The 21987-nt window shown below is 66.2% G+C and carries 18 protein-coding genes and 1 riboswitch; of the genes, 7 read left to right on the top strand and 11 right to left on the bottom strand.

What is annotated here, in order from left to right; translation table 11 throughout:
* Positions 1–83 precede the first annotated feature (83 nt).
* Entirely contained in the window at positions 84–1679 is a 1596-nt protein-coding gene (locus VGK32_10860; protein HEY3382260.1) for a C69 family dipeptidase, read from the top strand.
* Positions 1680–1685: 6 nt separating this feature from the next.
* Positions 1686–2294: a CoA pyrophosphatase gene (locus VGK32_10855; GenBank protein HEY3382259.1), complete on the top strand. Its 609-nt coding sequence runs from the start codon at positions 1686–1688 to the stop codon at positions 2292–2294.
* A gap of 74 nt (positions 2295–2368) precedes the next feature.
* On the opposite strand, the gene VGK32_10850 is transcribed toward VGK32_10855, so the two are convergent.
* The gene (locus VGK32_10850) at positions 2369–2917 is read right to left on the bottom strand and encodes a zinc ribbon domain-containing protein (protein HEY3382258.1); all 549 of its coding nucleotides are present in this window, start codon (positions 2915–2917) and stop codon (positions 2369–2371) included.
* A 336-nt stretch (positions 2918–3253) separates the two neighbouring features.
* On the bottom strand, positions 3254–3427 hold the full coding sequence (locus tag VGK32_10845) for a hypothetical protein (GenBank protein ID HEY3382257.1): 174 nt from the start codon (positions 3425–3427) through the stop codon (positions 3254–3256).
* A 292-nt stretch (positions 3428–3719) separates the two neighbouring features.
* Between VGK32_10845 and VGK32_10840 the strand changes: the two genes are divergently transcribed.
* Positions 3720–4124, top strand: a complete 405-nt coding sequence (locus VGK32_10840; GenBank protein HEY3382256.1) for a hypothetical protein — start codon at positions 3720–3722, stop codon at positions 4122–4124.
* Here the strand turns inward: VGK32_10840 and hutI are convergent.
* From hutI to rpiB, 6 genes are all read right to left on the bottom strand, one after another.
* Entirely contained in the window at positions 4111–5364 is a 1254-nt protein-coding gene (gene hutI, locus VGK32_10835) for an imidazolonepropionase (GenBank protein ID HEY3382255.1), read from the bottom strand. The genes VGK32_10840 and hutI overlap by 14 nt on opposite strands.
* Positions 5365–5368: 4 nt before the next feature.
* On the bottom strand, positions 5369–5956 hold the full coding sequence (locus VGK32_10830; GenBank protein HEY3382254.1) for a DivIVA domain-containing protein: 588 nt from the start codon (positions 5954–5956) through the stop codon (positions 5369–5371).
* Between the two features lie 126 nt (positions 5957–6082).
* A complete protein-coding gene (locus VGK32_10825) occupies positions 6083–6841 on the bottom strand; it encodes a YggS family pyridoxal phosphate-dependent enzyme (protein HEY3382253.1) in 759 nt (252 codons plus the stop codon).
* Positions 6842–6882: 41 nt separating this feature from the next.
* Entirely contained in the window at positions 6883–7857 is a 975-nt protein-coding gene (locus VGK32_10820) for a tetratricopeptide repeat protein (GenBank protein ID HEY3382252.1), read from the bottom strand.
* 170 nt (positions 7858–8027) lie between these two features.
* Positions 8028–10013 carry an ATP-dependent DNA helicase gene (locus VGK32_10815; GenBank protein HEY3382251.1) on the bottom strand — a complete coding sequence of 662 codons (1986 nt, stop codon included), beginning with the start codon at positions 10011–10013 and terminating at the stop codon, positions 8028–8030.
* 6 nt (positions 10014–10019) lie between these two features.
* On the bottom strand, positions 10020–10481 hold the full coding sequence (rpiB, locus tag VGK32_10810) for a ribose 5-phosphate isomerase B (GenBank protein ID HEY3382250.1): 462 nt from the start codon (positions 10479–10481) through the stop codon (positions 10020–10022).
* A 39-nt stretch (positions 10482–10520) separates the two neighbouring features.
* Here rpiB and VGK32_10805 point away from each other — a divergent pair, with 39 nt between their 5' ends.
* Positions 10521–11684 carry a class I SAM-dependent rRNA methyltransferase gene (locus VGK32_10805; protein HEY3382249.1) on the top strand — a complete coding sequence of 388 codons (1164 nt, stop codon included), beginning with the start codon at positions 10521–10523 and terminating at the stop codon, positions 11682–11684.
* A gap of 278 nt (positions 11685–11962) precedes the next feature.
* On the opposite strand, the gene VGK32_10800 is transcribed toward VGK32_10805, so the two are convergent.
* A complete protein-coding gene (locus tag VGK32_10800; GenBank protein HEY3382248.1) occupies positions 11963–12160 on the bottom strand; it encodes a hypothetical protein in 198 nt (65 codons plus the stop codon).
* A 48-nt stretch (positions 12161–12208) separates the two neighbouring features.
* A riboswitch (TPP riboswitch) is annotated at positions 12209–12300 on the top strand.
* A gap of 90 nt (positions 12301–12390) precedes the next feature.
* On the opposite strand from VGK32_10800, the gene thiC reads away from it, so the two are divergent.
* A complete protein-coding gene (gene thiC, locus VGK32_10795; protein ID HEY3382247.1) occupies positions 12391–14109 on the top strand; it encodes a phosphomethylpyrimidine synthase ThiC in 1719 nt (572 codons plus the stop codon).
* 12 nt (positions 14110–14121) lie between these two features.
* Here the strand turns inward: thiC and VGK32_10790 are convergent, their stop codons facing one another.
* Complete coding sequence (locus VGK32_10790) at positions 14122–15306, bottom strand: alpha-galactosidase (GenBank protein HEY3382246.1); 1185 nt, start codon at positions 15304–15306, stop codon at positions 14122–14124.
* A 230-nt stretch (positions 15307–15536) separates the two neighbouring features.
* On the opposite strand from VGK32_10790, the gene VGK32_10785 reads away from it, so the two are divergent.
* Both VGK32_10785 and VGK32_10780 read left to right on the top strand, forming a co-directional pair.
* Entirely contained in the window at positions 15537–15911 is a 375-nt protein-coding gene (locus VGK32_10785) for a BlaI/MecI/CopY family transcriptional regulator (protein HEY3382245.1), read from the top strand.
* On the top strand, positions 15911–17656 hold the full coding sequence (locus VGK32_10780) for a M56 family metallopeptidase (protein HEY3382244.1): 1746 nt from the start codon (positions 15911–15913) through the stop codon (positions 17654–17656). The genes VGK32_10785 and VGK32_10780 overlap by 1 nt, the downstream gene beginning before the upstream one ends.
* A gap of 34 nt (positions 17657–17690) precedes the next feature.
* Here VGK32_10780 and VGK32_10775 read toward each other — a convergent pair whose 3' ends face one another.
* Positions 17691–21683 carry a two-component regulator propeller domain-containing protein gene (locus VGK32_10775; protein HEY3382243.1) on the bottom strand — a complete coding sequence of 1331 codons (3993 nt, stop codon included), beginning with the start codon at positions 21681–21683 and terminating at the stop codon, positions 17691–17693.
* Between the last annotated feature and the right edge of the window lie 304 nt (positions 21684–21987).

The raw sequence follows: 21987 nt of genomic DNA, 5'->3' as shown, positions 1-21987 counted from the left end.
ACAGTGACACGGTTGGTGGGCCGCGGCAGTCCTGCCGACGGTGTGTTGTGGGGCGGGGGTTCAGACCCGCCGGAGGACGAGGCATGAAGAGGCATTCGAAGGCGGTTGCATGGGTGCTGGTGGGTCTCGTGGCCTTCCAGTGGAGCCAGGTGCTGGACGCGTGCACGATTCTCGGTATCGGCAAGAAGGCGATGGCGGACGGGACGACGGTCATCTCGCACAACGACGATTCCAGCGTGGCGAACTTTCCGCTGCGCATCGTCCCGGCGCAGGACTGGCCGGACGGCGCGACACGGAAGATCGTCGCCAACGCACACACGATCGAGGGCGGCAACGTGCTCGGGACCATGCCGCAGGTGAAGCACACCTATCGCTACTTCATGTCGCGCTACTCGTTCATGAACGAGAAGGGCGTCGCCATCGCGGAATCGACGTTTGGCATCGACACGTCCACCGAGCGCGGCAAGAAGGTCAAGGACGTGATGTACACGAAGGGCGACGGCCTGGCCGACTGCTGGCTGCTGCAGGATGTGGCACTCGAGCGGGCGGCGACCGCGCGCGAAGCCGTGCAGGTCATGGGCAAGCTGGTCGAGGAGTTCAGTTTCCTGACCGAAACCGGCGGCGGTGGCGAGACGATGACCATCACGGACGGGAACGAGACATGGGTTGCCGAGTTCTACGGGCGCGACATGTGGGCCGCCGTGCGGATTCCCGAGGACCACGTCTTCGTCGCGGCGAATCGCGCGCGGATCGGCGAGATCAATCTGGCCGACAAGGCCAACGTGATGGCCGCGCCGAAGCTCGTGTCGTTTGCGGTCGAGCAGGGCTGGTTCGATCCGAAGGCAGGGAAGCCCTTCGTCGTTCATGAGATCTACGCGCCGGACGAACCGGTGACATCGTCGCGGCGCGAGTGGCGCGCGTACGACCTGGTTGCGCCGTCGCTGAAGCTGGCCGCCAACCAGGCCTCCTATCCGTTCTCCGTGAAGCCCGATCACCCGCTGACGGTCGAAGACGTCAGGAGGATTGCCGCGGACTACTACGAGGGCACGCCCTACGACATGACGAAGGGACCCGCCGCCGGTCCCTGGGGCGACCCAATCCGCTATGTCAACAAGGGCGGGAAAGGGTCCTTCGAGCGCAGCATCAACGTGCAGCGCACGTACTATCTGCACGTCGGCCAGGTGAACGCGGCACTGCCCGAACCGTTGCGCGGGACGAGTTGGTTCGGTTACGGCGCGCCGGATACGTCGTACCTCACGCCGCTCTGGCCGGCGATGACCGAACTGCCGGCCTCGCTCGGACGCGGCGACCGCTACGGGGTGTTCGACCGGGAATCGGGCTGGTGGACGAACATCTACGTGCAGCAGATGGCCCAACTGCACTACAGCGAGGCGATCAAGCACGTGCGCGCGGCGCGCGAACCGCGGCAGCAGATGCTCTACGAGGTGACGCCGAGGATTCTCGAGGCTGCCGCGAGAATGTACGGCAAGGATCCGAAGGCGGCCATCAACATCATCACCCAGTTCGGCGACTCGAACGCCGTCGCGTGGCAGCGCGAATGGCTGACGCTCGGCGACACCCTGCTCGGCAAGTACGCCTTGGGGACGGTCGACGGCCTGACCGTCGGCTATCCGCAGTGGTGGAACGAGTTGATCGGCTATAAGCCGCTCGTGCGGTAGACGCCGATGACCTCCAGCCTGGGTCTCGCGGACGTCCGTGCTGCACTGATCGAGACGGTGGCCAGCCCCGCAGAGGAGGTTGACGGCCGCGCGGCCGCCGTCGCCGCGGTGCTGCACGAGGGCCGCGCAGGCGTGGAGTTGTTGTTCATCAGACGGGCGAGGCGCCGCGGAGACCCGTGGTCGGGCCACATGGCCTGGCCAGGCGGCAAGCGCGAACCGAACGACGGCGCCATGATCGAATGCGCCATCCGCGAGACATGCGAGGAGGTGGGCCTCGACCTCGCCGCCGATGGCGAGCTGTTGGGCCGACTGAGCGTGGTTCGGTTCCAGGGCACGGGCGCGAAAGGGCTGCGTGCCATCGTGCCCTACGTCTTCTGCGTGGCGAGGCTGCCCGACCTGCGGCCGAGTGCCGAGGTGCAGGAGACGGTCTGGATTCCCCTGACGTACTTCACGGGGTGGGCAACGCGTCGTCCATGGGTGTGGGCGGCGCGTTGGCTGCCGCAGGTACCGCCTGCCTATCGCTACGAAGGCCGTCTCGTATGGGGCCTGACACAGTGGATGCTGGCCGACCTGATCGCGCGCCTCGCCGCAGGCCGGAAATCACTCCCGGAGTGACTGTCGACCTCAGTCTGTCGACTCACAGTTGCGGCCACGATCCATCTTCGCTGAAACTGGCCGATTGTGCCCGGTCAGCCGAGCTTCGCCCCGCACTCGGTACAGAACGCACCGTTGGCAACGGGCTGACCGCACTGAGGACAGGCCTTCGCGGCCTCAGGCAATGGAGGAACGCTGGACGCCGCGGGTGCCGGAGCGGCCTCGGGCGGCACGGGCAGAGGCGGCGGAACGACAGGTGCCGCCGGGGGAACGGCTGGCGTTGTCGCCATCTGAGACTGAGCGGCGTGCTCAGCGGCAGCCTCCGCCTTGATCTTCTCGATGTCAGCTCTCTTCGCCGCGATCGCCGCTTGCTCGGCCGCAATCCGCTCGTCAATCGCCGTCAACCGCTCGACGAACACCAGCAGATCCGGGTTCGAGAGAGTTCCCGCCTTCATCAGGTCGATCGCCTTCTCGCCGGCTTCCTGCTTGGCCTGCTGGACTTGGCCCTTGAGTTCAGCGACCTTCGTCTCGATTGCGCTGATCTCACCATTGACCTTCTGGATGCGCATGAACTGGTCCAGGTCCTTCTTGCCCCGGTCCACCACATCCCCGACGGCCTTCGTCACTTTGTCGAGAAACGACATCGGGACCTCCCTCCTCGTCTACTTCTTGTCGTCGTCGATCAGCGTTCGACGGCGATGGATCTTTCGGCCGCAGTCTCCGTCAGGCGCCCTGACTGTTCGAGGAGGCACCTGCCATGATGATCCGGGCCGCAGGATTGACCGCGGTCGAGGAAGCAGGGCGGATGCAGTGATGGCCGGCACGGTAGAGAAGGCCGAGAGCGCGACCGCCGTCGACACGGGCCAAGCGAGCGCTGCCTGCGATCGGGTCGGCCTGAGGGTACGGCGGTCGCCTGTCTTGGAGATTGATCGAGTCGATTGGGCCCAGCGAATTCCGGCCGACCTTCGTTCAGTGGCCGGCTAGCGCTGGCGGCGCAGTTTGGGATTCCGCCGGCAATCTGGACACAGCATCGGCACGATGTCCCGTACCGTTGGATGCGTCTCCTCCAACGACTTCCAGCCGGACAGGATCAGCCTGTCGATTTCTTCGTGAACCACGAAGATCTGACACTCGGTGCAACGTCCTTTGACCATAGGTGCTTCTCTCGACTGCAGGCTTCTGGCAATCAGCCCTAAGCTACTTTACGCTATTAAGACGCCGCAAGGTGGTAAAAAGATTCGAAGATGTTGCAAGCTCTACCTTATCGGAACCTCAGCAGTATGGAGCCATTCCGCCCGCCCGGCGCCTGTTTGCCAGCGACCGGCACCTAATCTTCCGTGGTCGAGATGCCGACACAAATACTGGCACCCGTACGTTCGGATGCCGGGCAGGAGGCTTGCGCGTCGAAAGGCCCGGCCCGGGGGCTTGCGCGACTAGGGGTCAATCATGGTGCGAGTGGTGGTCAAGATTGTGATCGCGCTCGTCGTGCTGCACGCTGCATTCCGCATCGGCACGGCGTACTGGACGTTCTACCGCTTCGAAGACGCCCTGCAGCAGTTGGCGCAGTTTGGTGAGCGCCGGACCGACAAGCAGTTGTGCGAGGAGTCGATCACGACGGCGGCGACGTACCGGGTTCCGATCGACGCGGACGCCATCGTGGTCCGACGGGGCACGAACCCGCCGTACAGTTGCGGCGGTGGGCCGGTGGCGCCTATGCCCCCAGAATCCAAGGTGCCCAACGGGCAGTTGGCGATCGACGCGGCCTACGTCGATCAGATCCAGGTGCTGCCAGGCTACAACTACCAATGGGAGTTCAAGCCCGCCGTCAGAGCGTGGATCAGGATGTACTGACGACGACACCGTTCTTGACGACCGCCGTGATGGCCCGAGCCCCAACCCTGATTAGATCGATGGCGTCGCCGTCGACGACAACGGCGTCCAACTGCTTGCCGGCCTCGAGGCTGCCCACGTCGCGATCGCGGTCGATGGCGTAGGCCGCGTTGAGCGTGGCGGCGACCAGCGCCTCCTCCAGCGTCATCTTCATCCCGAAGCATGCCAGCGTGATGACAAACGGCATCGACGGTGTGAACCCGCCGCCGGGATTCAGGTCGGTGGCCAGGGCGACGGGCACCCCGTGTTCGATGAGCATGCGAGCCGGGGCATACGCGCCGAGCTTGAGGTAGAAGGCCGCCGCGGGCAGCAGCGTCGCGACGACTCCGGAACGTGCCATCCTATCGGCCGACGCGGGCTGCACGAACAGCAGGTGGTCGGCCGATCGCGCCCCAACCTCTGCGGCGACGTCCGATCCGCCGGATGCCGCGAGTTCGTCGGCATGGATGCGCGGCCGCAGGCCGGCCGCGGTACCGGCTTCGAGGATGGCCCGCGATTCGGCGGGCGTGAAGACGCCCACTTCACAGAACACGTCACACCACTTCGCAAGATGCTGCGCCGCCACCGTCGGGATCATCTCGCGGACGAGCAAATCCACGTACTCCTGCCGCCGGTCCCGGTACTCGACCGGAATCTCATGCGCTCCGAGGAACGTGGGCACCAACTCGATGGGTTGAGAGGCCGACAAGCGTCGGATCGCCCGCAGCATCTTCAGCTCGGCTGCTGTTTCGAGCCCGTACCCGCTCTTGGCTTCGGCTGTGGTCGTCCCGCAGCGAAGCATCTCGGCGAGTCGGCATTTCGCGGAGTCCACGAGGTCGTTCTCGGTGGCCTCGCGTGTGGCGCGCACGGTGCTGAGAATGCCACCGCCAGACGCGGCGATCTCGGCGTAGGTCGCACCAGCCAGGCGTTGGCGCAGTTCCTCGCGGCGGTCGCCGCCGTAGATGACGTGGGTGTGTGGATCGACGAAGCCGGGCATGACGGTCCCGCCGCCTGCGTCCACGACCACCGCGGTGGCGTCGACGTCGAGGAGGGCCTCCGCGTCGGACGCGGTGCCGACAAAGACGATGCGGCCGCGACGAGAGGCGACCACCCCGTTGGCGAGGGGAGCGACGTCGTGCTGCGCCGCGCCGGATCGGGGCGCCGGGCCGGCGCAGGTGATGACCTGCCTCGTGTTCCTGATGACGAAATCGGCTGCGATCACGCCATCACTTGCCTTCTGCCGCCTGGTCGAGCGCGCGCATCACCGGCGTCGCAGTGCCTGCCGCCGCAGGCTGACCAGCGGCCGGCTCGGTGGTGGCCTGTCTGGGGCGATGGAGCAGGATCTTGTCCTCTCGCTCCTTCTGCTCCTGCTCCCGTACGAATTCGAGTGCGTTTCGCAGGGTCGCGATCGTGGATTGAAGGGTTGTCTCGACGTCGCGGCGCTTCATCTTCAGGCTGTCGATTTCCCGCTGAACCTCTTCGATGCGACCTTGCGTCTGTTGGAAGATGAGGTCTGCGCGGGTCTCGGCGTCATCGACGATGCGCCGCGACTCCTGCTCCGCGTGCTCGCGGATCTCGTCGGCGAGCCGTTGGGCGGTGAGCAGCGTATTCCTGAGGTTGCGCTCGTGCTCGCGGTGCTCGGCAATGACCGCCTCGAGCCGCAGCAGTTCCTGGTGGAGACGGTCCGTCTCGCGCAGCGCCTGCTCGTAGTCGTCAGCCACCTCGTTGAGCAGCGCGTCGACCTCGTTCCGGTCGTAGCCCCGGAGCGCAACCCGGAACTTCGTCTGCCGCAAATCGAGTGGAGTCACCTTCATGACACGCTCTCCTCTACGCCCTCACCGAGGGCCGTCGCGATCTGGGATCGATGGACGCAGTCCTGCACACGTCGCCGTCCTGCGTTTCGGTCGATTGGCGTCGGGCCTGTAGTGGAGGGCCGGATTTCAAACCCGTCCCTGCACTCGCGCCCCGAAAATTGCCGTCCCGACGCGCACCATCGTCGCGCCTTCTTCGATGGCCACCTCGAAGTCGTGGCTCATGCCCATCGACAGTTCGCGCAGATAAGCCGGGTCCACTCCGTCGTCGTCCAGCCGGTCCCGCAGCTCGCGAAGTTGCCGGAAGTAGGGCCGCGTCTGCTCGGGATCGTCGAAGAAGGGCGGCAGCAGCATCAGGCCAACCAGGCGAACCGCGCGCATCCGGGAGGTGGCGTCGAACATCGTGCGAACATGGTCGAGCGTCGCCCCGTGCTTGGTGGGTTCGCCGGCCAGATCAACCTGAACGAGCACCTCCGGTGTCGTTCCGATCTCCGTGGCCGCGTGGTCCACGGCGTCGAGCAACTCGAGGCGGTCGATCGAGTGGATCCAGGCGAACGGACGAGCTGCCTTTCGCGCCTTGTTCGATTGCAGGTGGCCGATCAGGTGCCAGCGGACGTCGAGATCCGGTGAGGCCTCGATCTTCTGAAGCGCCTCTTGGACGCGATTCTCGCCGAAATCACGCTGCCCGGCGGCAGCGGCTGCGCGCACGTAATCGAGAGAATAGGTCTTCGAGACGGCAATCAGGCGAACGTCGCCGGGCGCCCGTCCACAACCCGAGGCCGCGCGCGCCATGCGCTCGCGGACCTCGGCAAGACGATCGGCCAGTTCGGCTTCAAGGTTCACAGCAGCCAGCAGAGAAAGGAAGAGGTCGCCGGCTGGCAGCGCCAACCGGCGACCTCGTGTTCAGTCCCGTCGAACCGGATCGATGCCTACTTCTTGAGCTGGGCCACCATCGCCTTGACGGTCACAGCATACTGTCCGTCCGGCGCCAGCTTCAGATACGTCTCGAACTCACTGACCGCCTCGGGCATCTTGCCGAGGTTGATGAAGCACATCGCGAGCTGGTAGTGCGAGTTGGCGTGATTCGGGTCGACCTTGATGGCGTCCTCGAAGGCCTTCTTGGCGTCCTCGGCCTTTCCGGCGTTCCACGCGATGACACCCTGGTTGTAGACGGCATCGACGCTGCCGCCGCCCGCACCAGGGCCGGCAGCGGTGGCCAACGACGCGGCCTTCTGGCTCATCGCCTGGGCTTCATCGAACTTCTTCTGGGCGTTGTAGATCGTCGCGAGGCCATTGTAGGCGTCCACGTAGTCCGCCTTCAGCTCAATCGACTTCTTGAACGCCGCCTCGGCCTTGTCGTACTCCTTCTTCTGGGAGTGGGCATAGCCGATGTTGTAGAAGCAGTCGTAGCAGGTCGGCATGACGGTCGTCGCCTCGGTGAATTTGGCGATGGCCCCGTCGTAGTCGCTCGCGCGGCTCGCCGCGACGCCCTCATCGAACAGTTTCTTGATGGCTGCGACCTTCGCGAGATCTTCCTTCGTCGGACCAGCGCTCTTCGGATCGAGGATGAAGTTCACCTCGGCCGCATCGCCGAGACGCACGCGCACATCGAAAGACTGAGAGCCCAGCTTCTCCTTCTCGGCCGTCACCTTGTAGTTGCCGGGAGGCAGACCGATCTGGGTGAACTCACCCTTCTTGTTGGACTTGACGGTGTAGCTGCGCGAGATCCCGTCCTTGTAATCGATGGTGACCTTCGCGCCCTCGACGGGCTGGTTCTGGCCGTCAATGATCTTCCCCTTGACCATCCCAGTAGACTGGGCAGAGCCGGGGGAGGCCATCGCAAAGGCCACGAGCACTGCCAGCGCAACGAGCAGCGCACGGCGGCCGGAATGAACGGGAAGCATCTCAGGTCCTCCGTCAGATATGGATTAAGCAGGATCGCAGGGGGCGAACCCCCTTAGTCTACACCGAAATGCACCCAGATATTTGTGCAAGCGCCGATCAGCGGCCCCGGCCCGCCGAGTGCCCGGCATTGTGACAGTCGCGCCGCCGCTTCGCCTGTTCTTCGCGTGGGCTACCGCTCGAGAAACCGCGTGATGTCGTCGAGGCGGGTAATGACCGGGGCGGGCGGCAGGGCGTCCAGGAACCGCGAACCGTAGCCCTTGCTCCGGATTCGCGGATCGAGGACGGCAAGCACACCGCGATCCTGCCGATGGCGGATCAACCGGCCGAGCCCCTGCTGTAGCGTGAGGATGGCCAGGGGGAGTTGGTACTGTTCGAATGCGCTCTGGCCGCTGGCGGCAATCGCCTCGATGCGGGCCGATGTGACGGGATCGGCCGGCGAGGCGAATGGCAGCTTGTCCACGATGACGCAGCTCAGTGCTTCGCCCACCACATCAACGCCTTGCCAGAAGCTGGATGTCGCGAGCAGGACCGCATTTCCGAGCGATCGAAACTGCCTCAGCAATACCGAACGCGGTGCGCTGCCCTGCACGAGAATGGGGTAGTCCAGCGCGGACGCCAGCGCTCGTTCTGCCTCGCGCAGCATCGCGTAGCTCGTGAACAGCACGAACGCGCGTCCCTCGGTTCGTCTCAGAATCTCGCGGATCTCCCGGCTGGCCGCCTCCGCGAACTGCGGAGACCGCGGGTCCGGCATATGCGGGGGGAGATAGAGCACGGCTTGTTCCGAGTACCTGAACTCGGACGGCAGACGCACCTCATCCGCCTCGCGGACGCCCAGCCGTGCCCGGACGTAGTCGAACGATCCGCCGACGGAGAGCGTCGCGGACGTCAGGACGGTGGCATGCATCCGTGCCAGCAGCAACTCGCGCACGACGGTGGAGACGTCGATGGGTGAAGCTCGTAGGAACACGCCGCGCCCGCGCGACTCGAGATAGTAGACGTAATCCGGATCGTTCGCCCGAAGCAGGAACTTCAGCTCGTCGCGGATCTCGCCGGCCCGGCGCCCGATGGCCACGACGTCTTCGGCCGCATCCCGCACGAGAGCCACGGTGCCCTGGATCGCGTCGAGCGCCTCGATCAGGCCCGCGCCGGACTGGAACGCGTCCGCCAGGATGTCCGCGCTCACCCGCTGTCGGTCGTCGGCGGCGGTGGCGCGAGGCCGGCCGCCGAGCGCTGGCAGGTGCTTCAGCGCCTGGAAGAACAGTGAGCCCCTGTCCCGCACGCGATCGAATGACCGGCGCGCTTCACCGGGGTCGTCGGCAAAACGTCCAGCCGCGAGCAACCGCTCGCCGTCCCGCGCGAAGTCATCGATCCGGTAGGTGCTGACCACGACCCCGAAATACTGAGTGGCCACGTCCTCGAGCTGGTGGGCCTCGTCGATGATGGCGACGTGGCATTCCGGGATCACCTCTCCGTAGGCGTTCTGGCGCACGTTTGCGTCGGCACAGAGCAGGTGGTGATTGACGATCACCAGGTCGGACTCCGCGGCGCGCTGTCGCATCTTCGTGATGAAGCACTCCTCGAACCGCGGGCACTGCGCCCCGATGCAGTTCTCGGACGTCGCGGCGACTTCGGCCCACAGCGACAGATCGTCCGGCAGTCCCTCGAGTTCCGCCCGGTCACCAGCCTCAGTCGATTCGGCCCAGGCGGTGATCGTCGCCAGCGCATCCACGTCCGCAAACGCCACGGCCATCGGGTTGTCGCGGAAGGCATCGAACCGATGAAGGCACAGGTAGTTGCCGCGACCTTTCATGTAGGTCGCCTTGAACGCGACGCCGAGCGCGGCCTGGAGTTCCGGCAGGTCCTTGAAGAAGATCTGTTCCTGGAGTGTCTTGGTGCCGGTCGAGACGAGCACGCGGCGTCCGCTGAGAATGGCCGGGACGAGGTAGGCGAGCGTCTTCCCCGTGCCCGTCCCCGCCTCTGCGAGGAGAATCCCCCCCTCTTCGATCACCTCCGCCACGGCCACCGCCATCGTGCGCTGACCGGGGCGCGCTTCGAACTCTGGGACCGTGCGTGCCAGACGCCCGTCGTCGCGGAAGACGTCGTCCACAGCGGCCGCGAGACTGCCGACGGGTGGACCGGACTTGCCTGGTACCACGGTCGTTCACCGAGCCGGCGGCGCGGCGGGAGTATTCTCGAGGGCCATGATCTTGTCGACCCGCCGCTGGTGTCGCCCGCCTTCGAACGTCGTCTCGAGGAACACGCGGACGATCGCCATCGCGAGCTCGGGCGTCGTAATACGCGCGCCGAGCGTCAGGACGTTGGCGTCGTTGTGCTGGCGAGAGAGTCGGGCCGACACGAGGTCTCCGACGACGGCCGCGCGGATGCCGTGTATCTTGTTGGCGGCCATCGACATCCCGATGCCGGTGCCGCAGATCAGGATGCCGCGATCGCACGCGCCCGACGCGACCAGTGCGCCGACCGCCGCCGCGAAGTCGGGGTAGTCGGTCGACTCGTCGCTGTGGGTGCCCACGTCTTCGATGTGGGTGACGATGGATGCCAGGCGTCGCACGAGGTCCTCTTTCAACGCGAAGCCGGCGTGGTCCGCTCCAATAGCAATGCGCACGAGGCGATTGTACCGGATTTTCGGGATAAGCTATTGTGCATGCCAGCTTCCGTCGCCATCAACGGCCGGGCCGAACAACGCCTGCTTGCAGGTCACCTGTGGATCTACCGGAGCGATGTGCTCGACGCCGAGGCCGAGCCAGGGGATACGGTCGCGCTGCTCGGCCCCAGGGGCCGAGTGCTCGGACATGCGCTGTACAGCGACCGCTCCCAGATCGCGCTGCGACTTCTGACCCACGGTGACGAGCTGGCGGATGAGGGGTTGTGGCGCCGCCGCCTGGAGCGAGCCATCGCCTTCCGCGCGTCGCTCGGCATCGACGCCACGGCGTATCGCCTCGTCCACGGCGAAGGTGACCTGCTGCCATCGCTGATCGTCGATCGCTACGGCGACTACCTGGTGCTGCAGTCGCTCTCGCAGGGAACCGAGCGGAACCTGCCCATGATCACGCGGCTGCTGGTCGAGTTGACCGCGCCGGCTGGCATCCTGGCGCGCAACGACGCGAAGGTGAGGGCGCTGGAGGGGCTCGAATCTTCGGTCGCGTGCCTCCACGGTGAAGTGCCAACACTGATTGCGGTGCGTGAAGGCCCGATCGAATACGAGGTCGACCCCTTCAAGGGCCAGAAGACAGGACTGTTCCTGGATCAGCGCGAGAACCGCGTGGCCGCCGCGCAGTACGCGCGCGGACGGCTGCTCGACTGCTTCAGCTACAACGGCGGCTTCGCGCTGCGGCTGGCCGCGTCGTGCGACGAGGTGATCGCGGTGGACATTTCCGCCGATGCGGTCTCCCGGATTGCGGCAAATGCCTCACGGAACCATCTGCCGCAGGTCGAAGCGCGCGAAGCCAACGTGTTCGACGAACTGCGTCGCCTCGAGCGGGAGGGCGAACGGTTCGACTCTGTCGTTCTCGACCCGCCGGCGTTCGCCAAGAACAAGGCGTCTGTCCCGAAGGCGATCGCGGGCTACCGCGAGATCAACCTGCGCGCGCTGCGGTTGTTGAAACCCGGCGGCGTGCTGACCACGTGCAGCTGCTCCTACAACGTGGACGAGGCGACATTCGGCCAGATCGTCCACGAGGCCGCGACCGATGCGCGCGTCCACGTGGACGTCGTCGAGAAGCGGATGCAGGGCCGCGACCATCCCGTCCTGCTCGGCGTGCCCGAAACCTACTACCTCAAGTGCTTCATCCTGCGGCGGCTGGAATAGCGGAAGAACCAGGGTCTCTGAGGCTCAGCGACCGAGGTCGATCCGGTACACGCGCACGGTGTCCGCGGAAGCCGAACAACCGATGCCATCCGAAGCCCGGCACCACCGGCTGCGCGTGCCCCCGTTCGTCCTGCCACCCGGCGCGAGATTCCACGAACAGATGGCCACCGTCGAGGACGTACACTTCGAGAACGCTCGCCATCCCGCGCCGTTCGCCATACGCCTGCTCCCCACCGATCAGCGGCGGAGGCGGCGATGGCGCGAGCGGCCATCATCGGTCACGCTCCCAGATGCATCAGCAGGAGGAACCCGTACAGGCCGTCTGGATCCGCCCGCTCGTGCTCGAGAATGAGCTCGAGAATGTGCGCCGAAGAGGCGAAACCCTGATCGCGTTCGCCCCGCCGCTCATCCGGAACGGCCCCGGTCGGCGCCAGGCTGGCGACCAGCAGGATCGCCGCCAGCACATGGCTCAGCATCGCGGACATCATGGACGCGGTGCCGCCGACGGGGTGATATAGTGAATCTCTGGCCGCCAGGGGTATCCCGCTGGGATTGAGACAAACCCTTGGAACCTGATCCGGTTGAGACCGGCGTAGGGAGGCGGCGCCCGCCACCGCGTCCCGCCAGGTTCCGCTTCGACGCCACGTGCCGCGCCTCGAGCCGAGAGCCCTGCGCCGAGAGCCCTGCGCCAGAAGGGGTATCGATCATGTCCAAGCCCGCTTTCTCGCCTGTCGATCGCTGTGGCCTCGATCAGGCGTTCCCCGGTTCTCGAAAGATCCATGTCGAGGCGCATGGCGTGCGTGTGCCGATGCGCGAAATCTCGTTGTCGGGCGGGGAACCGCCACTCCGCGTGTACGACACCAGCGGACCGCAGGGCATCGACGTCCGGGACGGGCTCCCGCCGCTTCGGCGCGACTGGATCAGGGCACGCGGGGGCATCGAGGAGGTGGCTCGCAGCCGCCCGCTCATCGTCGGGGACAAGATGTCGGCGGCGCTTGCCGCGAAAGGGCGGACCGCACTCCGCGGCACCGGAGGCGTTACGCAACTCCACTTCGCGCGAAAGGGATTGGTGACGTCCGAGATGGCCTTCGTGGCCGCCCGGGAAGGACTCGACCCCGAGTTCGTTCGGTCGGAGGTCGCGCGGGGGCGGGCCATCATCCCCGCCAACGTCAACCACCCGGAAATCGAGCCGATGGCCATCGGTCGGAACTTCCTGGTGAAGATCAACGCCAACATCGGCAACTCGGCCGTCTGGTCGTCCATCGAGGAGGAAGTCGAGAAGCTTCGCTGGGCGACGCTGTGGGGGTCCGATACGGTGATGGATCTCTCGACCGGAAAGGACATCCACGAGACGCGCGAGTGGATCCTCCGGAACTCGGCGGTTCCGATTGGCACCGTGCCGATCTACCAGGCGCTCGAAAAGGCGGGCGGGCGGCCGGAGGAACTGACATGGGAGATCTTCCGCGACACGCTCATCGAGCAGGCCGAGCAGGGGGTGGATTACTTCACCGTGCACGCGGCCGTGCTGCTGCGGTACGTCCCGTTGACCGTGCGACGGACGACGGGCATCGTCTCGCGCGGCGGGTCGATCATGGCGAAGTGGTGCCTGGCGCACCACCAGGAGAACTTCACGTACACGCACTTCCGCGAGATCTGCGAGATCATGCGTGCCTACGACATCGCCTTCTCGCTCGGCGACGGCCTGCGGCCGGGGTCGGTCGCGGACGCGAACGACGATGCGCAGTTCGCCGAACTCCGGACGCAGGGGGAGTTGACGCGCATCGCCTGGGAGTACGACGTCCAGGTGATGAACGAGGGCCCCGGCCACATTCCCATGCATCTCATCAAGGAGAACATGGACAAGCAACTCGAGTGGTGCGATGAGGCACCGTTCTACACCCTCGGGCCCCTCACGACGGACATCGCGCCGGGCTACGACCACATCACGTCGGCCATCGGTGCGGCGATGATTGGCTGGTACGGCACCGCGATGCTCTGCTACGTCACGCCAAAGGAGCACCTGGGACTCCCCGACCGCGACGACGTAAAGGCGGGCGTCATCGCCTACAAGATTGCCGCGCACGCCGCCGACCTCGCCAAGGCGCACCCGCGGGCGCAGGAATGGGACGACGCGCTGTCAAAGGCGCGGTTCGAGTTCCGGTGGGAGGATCAGTTCCGGCTGGCACTCGACCCGGTGACCGCCCGGGCGATGCACGACGAGACGCTGCCGGCGGAGGGCGCCAAGCTCGCGCACTTCTGCTCGATGTGCGGGCCGAAGTTCTGCAGCATGGAGATCACGCAACAGGTGCGCGAGTACGCCGCGAGCCACGGCCTGACCGACGAGGCCGCCATCGAGGCTGGCATGCACGAACGATCGGCCGAGTTCGGCAAGAAGGGGAAAGAGATCTATCTGAAGACCGAGTAGAACTGCGCTGCCCTACTGTACCTTGATCATCACCACGTCGTGTGACGGCACGCGGATCGAGAAGGTGCCTTTGATCCTGCCGAGGTCCTTCTTCGCCCACAGATCGCGCACCGTCGGTTCGGCGTCGTAGCGCATCCCGATTTCCACCCACGACACGCCCATCATCGTCTCCTGCTCGCCGCGGTTGAACAGGATCACCGCGTGGGCGTCGTTCGAGAGCTTCTTCGCCCACACCTCCAGCTTGCCGTCCTTCCGGATGCGGCGACCCTGCCGGCCGAGCGGATCCTGATCGACGGCGATCGCTTCCTTGTTCGTCAGGATCGCCCGCGTATCGTCGTTCATGTGACGGATGTCATTGCCGGCCATGAGGGGCGCAGCCAGCAGGCACCAGAAGCTGAAGTGGCCACGGCTCTCGGCCAGCGACAGCCCGCCGTTGCCGACCTCGAGCATGTCCGGGTCGTTCCAGCCGCCCGGACCGGCGAATTTCTCGAGGCCGGCCTGCTTGTCGAGCAGGTGTGGCCAGCCCGCGCCGCCCCATTCCGTGACACATTCCCAGCAGTCGAGGATGTCCTCGGTCGTCCGCCACAGATGCGCGACGCCGCGAGCCCATGTCGACGGGTTGCTTCGCCCCCACTCGCACATGCTGAACACGACCGGCCGACCCGTCGCCTTCAGCGCATCCCGCATCGTCGGGTAGGCGATCTTGGGATCGACTCCGTCCGTGTTGCACCAGTCGTACTTCAAGTAGTCCACGCCCCACGCCGCGTACTGACGGGCGTCCTCGGTCTCGTACCCGTTGCTGCCCGGGCGCCCCTGGCAGGTTCTCGATCCCGCGTCGGAGTAGAGACCGAACTTCAGGCCCTTCGCGTGGACGTAGTCGGCGAGCGTCCTCATGCCAGACGGGAATCGCTGCGGATCAGGCACGATGCTGCCGTTGTTCGCGCGCGCCACCTGCCAGCAGTCGTCGATGACAACGTATTGGTAGCCGGCGTCCTTCATGCCGTTCGACACCATGGCATCGGCTGCCTCGCGAATGAGTTGCTCGCTGACATCGCACCCGAACTTGTTCCAGCTGTTCCACCCCATCGGAGGCGTCCTGGCGAGATCCATCCACGCACCCGGTCCCTGGCCGCCGGCCCTCACGCCGAGAGCGACCGCTAACGCGAACGCGCAGAGTCCGAGACGGATGAAGCTCACGAGGACGCCTCCGAGGACGGACTGTAGCACAGGTGCTGGAGGTGCTGAGGGTGCTGCGGGTGCCGGGGGTGCGGTGCTGGAGGTGCTGAAGGTGCTGCGGGTGCCGGGGGTGCGGTGCTGAAGGTGCTGGAGGTGCTGACGGTGATGGGGTAGCTGGGGCGGCGGGGCCAGCGGCGGAGGACGGCGTTCTGCTTGACATCGTTGTTCTTACGTACTATGTTATTAGTACTATGAGACCGCCTAGTTCGACGCTCACCCCTCAGGAACTCGAGATCATGAAGATCGTCTGGCAGAAGGGGCCGGCGACCGTCCGCGACGTGTACGAGACGCTCCTCGAGCGCCGCAAGATCGCCTACACCACGGTGATGACGATGATGCGGGTGCTGGAGCGAAAGGGGTACGTGAAGGCCAGCCGCGAGAACCGGGCGTTCGTCTACAAGCCCGCGCGCCCGGAACGCCAGGTCGTTCGCTCCATGGTTCGCGATTTCGTCGACCGCGTATTCAATGGCTCGGCGCATCCGCTGCTCGTGCACCTCGTCGAGGACCGGCGCCTGTCGGCCCGCGAACTCGAGGAACTCGAGCGGCTCGTCCGCGAGGCTGAGTGATGGACGCGCTCACCACGGCGAACCTCGTCGCCTGGGCGCTCCAGGCCGCGGCGGTGATCCTGGTCGCAGCCCCACTGCCGCGCCTGCTCGGGATCTGGTCGCCACGCGCACGGCTTGTACTCTGGCGCGTGGTTCTCGCGGTCTGCCTGGTGCTGCCGCTGCTGCAGGCGTGGACATCCCCGCCTGCCGCCCCCGTCCCGACTGACCAGGCGAGCTACAGCGCGACTGCCTCGACGGACCCTTCGCCGGCTCCTGCGGATGCAGCCGCGGCGACCCGGTGGTGGGTGCCGTTCACCCTGCAGGAGGTGATCGTGGCGGGCATCGTCCTGCGGACGCTGTGGCTGGCCGTTGGCCTGCTTGCCATGGCGCGACTGCGGCGCGCCGCTCACGCTCTCGATCCGCGTCCCGAGGCCGTGCAGCGGGCCGTCGCCCTCGCGGGGGCCGACGCGGAATTCCTGGTGGCGATGACCGCCAACAAGCCTGTGACCTGGGGCGTCGTACGGCCCGTCGTGCTCCTGCCCCCCGAGTTCCCGACGTTCTCGGCGGACGGGCAAACCGCGATCACGCTCCACGAACTCCTGCACGTCCGACGGCGGGACTGGCTGCGCACCGGATTCGACGAACTGCTCCGTGCGGTGTGCTGGTTCCACCCGGGCATCTGGTGGCTCGTCGATCAACTCGAGCTGGCCCGCGAGCAGGTCGTCGACCGCGAGGCGGTTCGGTGCCTCGGGGCAAAACAGCCCTATCTGCAGACGCTGCTGCAGATGGCGACGGCCCCTCGTTGTTCAGCGCTCGCCCCTGCGTCGCTGTTCCTGAAGCGGGCGCACCTGCGCCAGCGCGTCACCCTGTTGGTCAAGGAGGTTTCCATGTCGAAAGCGCGGCTCGTTCTGGCGACCGGTGTGATGATGGCTTGCGTCTTCGTCGGGGGCCGCCTCGCCGTTGGAGCGTTTCCGTTGCAGGCGCCCGCCCCTGTGCCCGCCGTCACGGCCATCGGGCCGAAGCTGGCCACGACGGCGCGGGTCACCCTGAAGCTGCCGAACGCCACCGTTCAGCAGGCGCTCGATACGGTGGCCAAGAGCTGCAGCATCGAGATTCTGCCGCACCCTGGCCTCGAACGACTCCTCGCCGCGCACATCGACGTCGTGCTCGACAACGCGACAGCGGAGCAGGCGCTGACCTCGATTGCGAAGTCGGCAGCCGGGCTGTCGTACCGGGTTGTCGGACCACGGAGCGTGGAGATCCTGCGCAGTCGGACGCTTCGCGCGTCAACCCCGCCAGCGCCGCCGGCACCACCTGCGGCCGCACAAGCTCCGGCGCCGCCTGCGCCGCCAACCGCCGCACGGACTCCTCAGCCGCCGGCGCCGAAGGCGCCGCCCGCACCGCCGAATCCCCCGGCGCCGCCCCAGACCCCGCCGCCACCGCCGGCTCAATACGAGCGTTCGATGGACTGGCCGGCCGACGCGATAAAAGTGGGTGGGGGCATCACGCCTCCAACGAAGACGCGCGACGTGAAGCCAATCTATCCGGACGAGGCCCACCAGGCGCAGGTGCAGGGGGTGGTGATTCTCGAGGTATTGATCGGCACAGATGGCGAGGTGGCCGATGCTCGCATCCTGCGCTCGGTTCCGATGCTCGACCAGGCGGCCTTCGACGCCGTGTGCCAGTGGCAATTCACGCCGACGCTGCTGAACGGCGTGGCCGTCCCCGTCATCATGACCGTCACGGTGAACTTCACGCTCGAGTGAAGGGGGGTTCGGCGTTCGCGCGGGAGAGCCTGCCCTACCCGCCAGCGGCGGCGGGCTCTCGACTGGACGGCCCCAGCACCGCTTCGATCGCGGCGAAGAGTTCGTTGGCGTGAATCGGCTTGGCGACGTAGCCGTCCATGCCAGCCTCCAGGCAGCGCTCGCGGTCGCCCTTCATCGCGTGCGCCGTCATGGCGATGACCGGCTGGTGCAGGCCGGTCGTCCGTTCCCACTCGCGGATGGCCTGCGTCGCCTCGAAGCCGTTCATGACCGGCATCTGCACGTCCATCAGCACCAGTTCGAACTGCTGGCTGCCCAGCAATCGCAGCGCCTCGGCGCCCGTTGTCGCGAGGGTCACGGTGTAGCCGCGGCGTTCGAGCATGCGCACAGCCAGCCGCTGGTTCACGGCGTTGTCCTCGGCGAGCAGGACCCGACCGCGCGTGACGACGTCGTCGCTCGGCGCGCCATGCGCTGCCGTGCTGCGCTCGGCCCGCCCGGACACGGCCATCACGCCGGTCATGGCGTCGAGCAGGTCAGATTGCCGGACCGGCTTCGTGAGGCACAGATGGATGCCCAGGCGCTGACGTTCGCCCTGGTCCTCGGCCCGCAGCGACGACGACAGGACGATGATCGGAGTGTCGGAGATCTCGGGAGTCCGGCGCACGCGATCCGCAACCTCGAAGCCGTCCATGTCCGGCATCATCATGTCGAGGAGCACCAGGCTGAACGGCTGTGCCTCAGCCTTCGCCCGACACAGGATCTCGATGGCGGACAGACCATCGGCCGCCGCGGTGGGCGCCATCCTCCACGTCGACAGCATCTCGACGAGGATCCGCCGGTTCGTGGCGTTGTCGTCGACGATCAGGACCTTCAGGTTGGCCAGGTCCGGTGTCACCACGATCTCCGGCGGGACGGCGGATGCAGCCGCCAGGGCGAAGGTGGCGCTGAAGTGGAACGTGCTGCCGCGGTCGTGCTCGCTCTCGACCTGGATCTTGCCGTGCATGAGAGCAACGAGCCGTGACGAAATCGTCAGACCGAGGCCTGTTCCGCCGTACTGACGTGTGGTCGAACCGTCGGCCTGGACGAATGCCTCGAAAATCGCGCCCTGCTTGTGAACGGGGATGCCGATTCCCGTGTCGCGCACGGCGAAGTGCAACTGTGCAGACTTGTCGGTGCGCTGCTCCAACTCCACGTCGAGCACGACCTCGCCCGCCTGCGTGAACTTGATCGCGTTGCCGGCAAGATTGATCAGCACCTGCCGCAGGCGTCCCGGGTCGCCCATCAATCCATCCGGCACATTGGGTGCGACCCGCCAGAGCAATTCCAGGGACTTCTCGTGCGCGCGTAACGCCAGCGTGCGCATCGCGTCGGCCACCGTGGTCCGGAGGCCGAACGGCACCTCCTCGAGGTCCAGCTTGCCCGCTTCGATCTTCGAGAAGTCGAGGATGTCGTTGATGACGGTCATCAGCGATTCCGCCGACGCCTTGACCATCGTCAGGTACTCGCGCTGCTCAGGGTCGAGCGTGGTGTCGAGAGCGAGCTCGGTCATGCCGATGACGCCGTTCATCGGCGTGCGGATCTCGTGGCTCATGTTCGCGAGGAACTCGCTCTTCGCGCGGCTGGCCGCCTCGGCTGCCTGCTTCGCCTGCTCGAGGTCCTGGGTCCGGTCGTTCACCAGCCGGATCAGGTCCTGCTCGCGCACCTTCATCGATCGCACGCGAACGCGATGGGCGCCGAAGAACAGCCCGACGAGCACCAGGCCGGTGAGCGCGTAGAACCACCACGTCTGGTACACGTGTGGCTTCAGGTAGAAGGAGACAGCCTGCGGCGCGGCGCTCCAGGCGCCGTCCGTGTTCCGGGCGATGACCAGGAACCGGTACGCGCCGGGCGGGATGTTGGTGTAATACGCCGTGCGCCGGCCGCCCGCCTCGACCCACTCACGGTCGAAGCCCTCGAGCATGTAGCGGAAGGACACGCGGCGCGGCGAGATGAACGTCAGGGCGGCGTACCGGAACTCGAGGCTTCCGGCGCCCGGCTTGACTTCAATCGCCCCGCGGAGACCGACCTCGGCGCCGTCCACGAAGACCCGCTGAATGAGGACCCGCGGCGGGGCGAGATTGTTGCGGACCTGAACCGGGTCGATCGACACCACGCCCTTGACCGTCGGGAACCACAGCCGGCCATCGCGCGTGCGCCAGGCCGCCGGCTGCACGTTGCCATTGCACTCGGCCGACTTCATGCCGTCGCCGATGCCGTAGACCGTTGACGCGAAGCTCGGTATCTCGCCTCTGGAGAAGCGGTCGAGGTCGCGCTTGTTCACCCGGAACACGGCCTTGTTGCACGACATCCACAGGCTGCCGTGGCGATCGTCCAACACGTCGAACACCACGTCGTCGTAGAGCCCATTGCGGACGGTATAGCGCGCGAATACGCCATTCTTCATCCGCGTGAGGCCGCCGCCGTAGGTGCCGATCCAGAGCGAGCCATCGTCCGGGTCCTCGCGGACCGTGTAGACGTTGTCGTTGGACAGCCCGTCCTTGGTCGTGTACGTCTTGAAAGTGTTGTGGTCGTACCTCGTCAGACCGGCGTTGGAGCCGATCCAGATCGTGCCGGCCCGGTCCTCCACGATTGCGTGTACAAGTCCCCCGGGCACCTCGCCGTCGTTGAAGTGCGACGTGAACTTCCCCCGTTGGAGCGTGCACAATCCGCCGCCCCGGGTGCCGATCCACATCGTGCCGTCGCGATCCTCGAAGATGGCGCGGACGATATCACCGCAGAGCCCATCCTTGGCGGACCAAGACTTGAAACGCCCGCCGCGGAGCTGCGTGAGCCCGCCGTTGGTCCCGATCCAGATCGACCCGTCGCGGCCCTCGTGCAGACCCCATACGAGATCGTTCGGCAGTCCGTCCCGCATCTGCCACGTCGTGACCGTACCGTTCTTGAGCCGGTTCAGTCCGCCGCCCTGCGTGCCGATCCAGACCGAGCCGTCCGAGGCCTCGAGGATGGGGCGAACGAAGTTGTTCGACAACCCCTCCGTCGTCGTGTACGTGGTGAACGCGGTGTCCTTCAGCCGAAGCAACCCGCCGTTGAGCGTGCCGACCCAGAGGTTGCCTTCGCGATCCTCGTAGACGTCGGCCACGAAGTCGCTCGTGAGGCCCTGGCGCGTGGTGTAGTGCTCGAAGGCGCCGTCGCGCATCCGATGGAGGCCCGAACCGTCGGTGCCAATCCACAGCGAACCCTCTCGATCGCGTTCGAGCGCGCGGACGTCGCCAGCGCCAGGCAGTTTCGGATACGCGACGAACTTTCCATCGACGAGATGTGCCAGGCCGCCCGATGTGCCAATCCAGAGCGATCCGTCGGTGTCGATCATCAGCCGGCGCACGTTCGTGCTCGGCAACCCGTCGCGCGTGCCGTAGACGGTCAACGCGCCGTTGCTGAACCGGGTCAGTCCGGCGCCAGTCGCCATCCACACGACGCCGTCAGTGGTCACCACGATGGAACTGACCATGTCGTGGGGCAGGCCGTTCTTGGTGGTGTAGGAGGTGAAGCGGCCGTTCTTGAAACAACTCACGCCGCCGCCGGATGTCCCAATCCAGAGCGCACCGTCCGGCGCTTCGGCCAGGCTGTAGGTCCAGTCGTTCACCAGCCCGTCGCGCATCGTGAAGCCGGTGAAGACGTCGTCTTTCAGCCGGACGAGGCCGCCGTTGGTCGCGATCCAGAGCGCGCCGTCGCGGGTTTCGAGAAGCGCGCCGACATCGTTGCTGTGGATCGCCGGTGTGTTCGACTTGTCGTACACCGTGAACCGCATGCCGTCGAACCGGAGCAGGCCCTCCTGGGTGCCCGCCCAGATGTAGCCATCGCGCGTCTGGGTGATGGCCTGTGCCATCGCCTGGGGCAATCCGTCTTCGACCCCCCAGGCCTGCTGCGTGTATTGGCTGATTCGCTTGGACGGATCGAGGCCAAACGCCACTCCGGCCGTCAGCCAGGTGACGGTGGCGATGGTCATGACGACCCGGAGCGCAATGTTCATCCGCAGCATGCTCTTGTTCATCGGATGCACAGGGACACGGCCGCGTGGCCCGGTATTTACAGAATCGGCATCTGGAGGCAGTCCCTGTAGTCGGCGGCGTGAGGAATCTTCCAGATTGAGGCGGGTTTGCGCCACTGTATCAGAACGGCTCGCCGGGTGATTCTCTAGTGTAGTGTCCCTGAAATAGCTATACAGCGACAATCTTCGGTGTTTTGCGTCGGCGCGACAGCGTGCACCCCGGCTGGATGGATTCGAGCCGCTGGCGCGCCCGGTCGAGTTTGACGACGAGGTCGCCGACGGTGGC

The sequence above is a fragment of the Vicinamibacterales bacterium genome, assembly GCA_036504215.1.
GTDB lineage: Bacteria > Acidobacteriota > Vicinamibacteria > Vicinamibacterales > Fen-181 > FEN-299.
Note: the sequence above shows the minus strand (reverse complement) of the source record. Positions and strands in the feature narration are given on the sequence as shown.

Coding starts and splice junctions, on each gene's coding strand:
- VGK32_10860 (HEY3382260.1), top strand. CDS start 84: ATGAAGAGGCATTCGAAGGCGGTTGCATGGGTGCTGGTGGGTCTCGTG.
- VGK32_10855 (HEY3382259.1), top strand. CDS start 1,686: ATGACCTCCAGCCTGGGTCTCGCGGACGTCCGTGCTGCACTGATCGAG.
- VGK32_10850 (HEY3382258.1), bottom strand. CDS start 2,917: ATGTCGTTTCTCGACAAAGTGACGAAGGCCGTCGGGGATGTGGTGGAC.
- VGK32_10845 (HEY3382257.1), bottom strand. CDS start 3,427: ATGGTCAAAGGACGTTGCACCGAGTGTCAGATCTTCGTGGTTCACGAA.
- VGK32_10840 (HEY3382256.1), top strand. CDS start 3,720: ATGGTGCGAGTGGTGGTCAAGATTGTGATCGCGCTCGTCGTGCTGCAC.
- VGK32_10830 (HEY3382254.1), bottom strand. CDS start 5,956: ATGAAGGTGACTCCACTCGATTTGCGGCAGACGAAGTTCCGGGTTGCG.
- VGK32_10820 (HEY3382252.1), bottom strand. CDS start 7,857: ATGCTTCCCGTTCATTCCGGCCGCCGTGCGCTGCTCGTTGCGCTGGCA.
- VGK32_10805 (HEY3382249.1), top strand. CDS start 10,521: ATGCCAGCTTCCGTCGCCATCAACGGCCGGGCCGAACAACGCCTGCTT.
- VGK32_10800 (HEY3382248.1), bottom strand. CDS start 12,160: ATGCTGAGCCATGTGCTGGCGGCGATCCTGCTGGTCGCCAGCCTGGCG.
- thiC (HEY3382247.1), top strand. CDS start 12,391: ATGTCCAAGCCCGCTTTCTCGCCTGTCGATCGCTGTGGCCTCGATCAG.
- VGK32_10785 (HEY3382245.1), top strand. CDS start 15,537: ATGAGACCGCCTAGTTCGACGCTCACCCCTCAGGAACTCGAGATCATG.
- VGK32_10780 (HEY3382244.1), top strand. CDS start 15,911: ATGGACGCGCTCACCACGGCGAACCTCGTCGCCTGGGCGCTCCAGGCC.
- VGK32_10775 (HEY3382243.1), bottom strand. CDS start 21,683: ATGAACATTGCGCTCCGGGTCGTCATGACCATCGCCACCGTCACCTGG.